The following is a 3823-nucleotide window of genomic DNA, read 5'->3' as shown; positions in this document are numbered from 1 at the left end:
GAAGAAGAAAGCTCAAGTGAGGAAGAAAGTTCATCCGAAGAAGAAAGCTCAAGTGAAAAAGAAAGTTCATCCGAGAAAGAGAGTTCATCTGCGCAGGAAAGTTCTTCGGAGCAGTCGACCTCATCACAGGAATCAAGCAGTGAAGAGCCAACAAAGCCAGAGGAGTCAAGCGGTGAGCAGACGAGTGCAGAGCAGACGAGTGCAGAGCAGCCGACAGGTACCGAGCCGTCATCGGAAAGTCCATCTCAAAGCTCATCTTCAGAATCGTCTGCGGAGCAGTCAAGCCAGGATCAGTCAAGCACAGAGGAATCTAGTCCAGAGCAGTCAAGTTCAGAAAATCCGAGTACGCAGCCAAGTGAGGAATCAACGCCAGAACCTACCACGGCGCCTGATCCGACAGGCGCAAATGGAGAACAGCTGATTGGAAAGGAAATTACAAAAGTAGAGCAGGCAGCAAGCGGTGATGGAAGTAAGCAGTCACCATATTTGTTCCTTTGCGGTGCTGATGCAAAGCTTGATAATGCACTGATCCGTAAGCTTGTAAGTGAGAAAAAATATGCAACAATTCGTTTTTATAATGAGAGTGGAATGCCGGCGTATGATCTTGACTTATCAAAGATGATTCTTTCTGAGGATGATAAGCCGATTATTCACACACATAATTATATAGAAGAAAGTCGCACAGAGGCCACATGTTTGTCGCCGTCAATTGTAACATATCGCTGCGACGGATGCGGTGATGGCTACATTGTGCAGGAGGGTGAAAAGGCAGATCATATATTTGTAGATATTGTAAATAACCCTGCAACATGCGTGACAAAGGGCTATCTTGTTAGACAGTGTTCAGTATGTGGTGTGATTGAAACGCAGCAGACTGACCCAGATCCAAATGCACATCAATATGTATTGTATTATGATGGCGGCACGACAAGTCCGTGGAATTATTACCAGTGCAGTGTGTGTGGTGCAACAAAGACAGAGGCAAATCCTAATTATGTGCAGCCAACAATGCCATCTTCAGAACCATCGACAGAGTCTGGCACACAGAGCGCATATAATATCACAGAGGAGCGCACGGCAATGTTGGCAACAGCATCTGTACGTCATACATTGACGGCGGCGGGCAGTGGAGATGGAGACGGTAATGGATCCGCACCAGCCGATATCTCACTTCCAACATTCCAGAATGAGGATTTTAGCGGCTACACAGCAGAAGAACTTGCGAAGGAGATTCAGTCTCAGAAGGAGAGTCTGCGTGATATGGATTTGGAGCGCAGAAAGTTAGAGCTTGAATATGCAAAGCAGCAAAAAGAGCTGGCAAAAAGCGCAACTATCTGCAGTACCGTAAAGGGAACAGTAGAAGAACTGCAAAATATGGATGATATTGATTATTCGAAGCCGTTTGCCGTTATTAACGGAGGCGAAGGATATTACGTTCAGGGAACTGTCACAGAGGATCTTCTTGATACTTTTGTGCCGGGAATGAATATTTCATGTAGCAGCTGGGTGAATGATTCATCAATTTTCTGTACAGCGGTAGTAACAGAAGTTTCTGAGTATCCAACCACAAATACGATGGGAGGCTCACAGAATCCAAATCTTTCATATTATCCGTTTGTAGCATATATTACGCCAGAGGATGGAAAGGGACTTACAAATGGCGCTTATGTTGATATCAGCCTGACGACTCAGGGTGATTCTGATTCTCTTTATATAAGTCAGATGTATGTCAAGAAAGAAGATAATCGTTACTTTGTCTATGCGAGAAATCAGCAGACTGGTCTTCTTGAAAAGCGCTATGTCACGATTGGAAAGAGTCTGTATGGCAGCTATTACCAGATCAAATCAGGATTAACAAATGATGATATGATTGCAGTACCATTTGGAAAGACTGTAAAGGAAGGTGTTAAGACAACAAGTGAGTATGGTGATGACAGCAATGGACAGATGGAGCCAGGTATGGATCAGGATATGGATGCAAGCATGTATGACAATGGAATGATGTACGATGCAAGTATGGCAGATGATGGCATGATGTACAATGCAAGCATGGCAGATGATGGGGAGGTGGATCAGTAAATGTTTGAAAATATACGATTATCCTTTCAGGGAATCTGGTCACATAAACTGCGTTCATTTCTGACAATGCTTGGCATTATCATAGGTATTGCAGCCATTATTGCGATTGTTTCTACCATAGAAGGAACAAATGAATTAATCAAGCAGAACATGATGGGCAATAATCGTCATACGGTAAAGGTTCAGCTGTCACAGGATGATTACACATATGAGATCAGCACATGGAATCCATCACCAGAGGGTGTGCCGCTTTTTGATGAGGATACGCGTCAGGAGATTCTGCAAATTCCAAACGTGCTGCGTGCTGCATTTTATCAGGTGCGTTCCGAGTATAATAGTGTTGTTTTTTATAATAAGCAGTCATTAAGTAGTTGTACGGTGCTTGGCATTGATCAATATTATTTTGGCACGGCAGGCTATCAGATAATGCAGGGGCGTGAAATTATTCAGGAGGACAGCAAAAAAAAGCGTCAGGTGGCAGTTATTGATGAGTCAGTTTTGCGTACATTGTTTCCAGATGAAGATCCAATTGGAAAAACAATTGAGATATATGGAGAACCATTTACAGTAGTGGGTGTATGTACGCAGGTTGGCCAAAGCGAACTTGTTATTAACTCAGAGGAAGAATACTGGACATATTATCAGGGTGGTTCCTCAAGTGGTAGTATCTATATTCCAAAGGGCGTGTGGGGAACAATCTATAAGTTTGACGAAGCACAGAATCTCGTTTTGCAGGCAAGCGGAGCAGATGAGATGGCGGCAGCAGGAAAGGCTGCAGCAAATATCATGAACCAGAACATGAATGTGTCTGATTCAAGTATTAAATATCGCTCAGAGGATCTGATGCAGCAGGCAAAGCAGCTGCAGGATATGCAAAGCTCTACTAACAGCATGTTAATCTGGGTTGCATGCATCTCCCTTCTTGTCGGAGGAATTGGTGTCATGAATATCATGCTTGTCTCTGTTACAGAGCGCACAAAGGAGATTGGTTTAAAGAAGGCAATAGGAGCTAAAAAGGGCAGAATCCTCGGACAGTTTTTAACCGAGGCGGCAATCCTTACCAGTATGGGCGGACTTTTGGGTGTAGCAGCAGGAATCGGACTTGCAGAGGTCATCTCCAAGATGTCCTCTACACCAGTTGCAATCAATGGTACATCCATCGTAGTATCAGTTGGATTTTCTACACTGATTGGAGTTGTCTTTGGTTTACTGCCGTCCATTTCAGCGGCAAATCTAAACCCAATTGAGGCACTTCGCCACGAATAAAGGTTTGAAAAGTAAATAAGTGATATTAGCAAAAATGAATACTTAAAATGAAAAATACCGGCTTCCAATCGTGAGATCTAATCATTGGAGGCCGATATTTTTTTGCTTTATTGAATCGATTCAATTGAAGTGGTTTTGCCAAGCAACTTTTTTAGCTTACCCTTAGTAGCCTCATCTGTAAAGGCGGCATCTACAGCGGTTAAAAGCATCTTTTCTTCCTGTGCAAGTGTGATACCAAGAGACTGAGCGTAGGCAAACTCATTTGCAATCGTTGTGCTTGAGATCGCTGGATTATCGGTATTTAAGGTGACTGCCAGTCCACGTCTTACAAAATCTGAGAGCGGATAAGACTTCATATCAGACACAACATTTGTCTGGCGGTTGCTGGTTGGACAAAGCTCAAGAGGAATCTGATTTTCTTTTAAAAGTGACAAAAGTGCATCATCCTCAAAGGCGCGCACACCATGACCGATTCGGC

At 43.5% G+C, this 3823-nt stretch carries 1 protein-coding gene and 2 pseudogenes; 2 read left to right on the top strand and 1 reads right to left on the bottom strand.

Annotated elements, in window-relative coordinates; all coding sequences use genetic code 11:
* A pseudogene (locus tag WJP93_RS00015) lies at positions 1 to 2079 on the top strand (hypothetical protein); the annotation flags it as partial.
* A complete protein-coding gene (locus tag WJP93_RS00010) occupies positions 2080 to 3345 on the top strand; it encodes an ABC transporter permease (protein ID WP_337546113.1) in 1266 nt (421 codons plus the stop codon).
* Between the two features lie 107 nt (positions 3346 to 3452).
* Here the strand turns inward: WJP93_RS00010 and WJP93_RS00005 are convergent.
* Positions 3453 to 3823: pseudogene (locus tag WJP93_RS00005) on the bottom strand (adenosine deaminase); the annotation flags it as partial.

The sequence above is a fragment of the Anthropogastromicrobium sp. genome (assembly GCF_037349415.1).
Lineage (GTDB): Bacteria > Bacillota > Clostridia > Lachnospirales > Lachnospiraceae > Anthropogastromicrobium > Anthropogastromicrobium aceti.
Note: the sequence above shows the minus strand (reverse complement) of the source record. Positions and strands in the feature narration are given on the sequence as shown.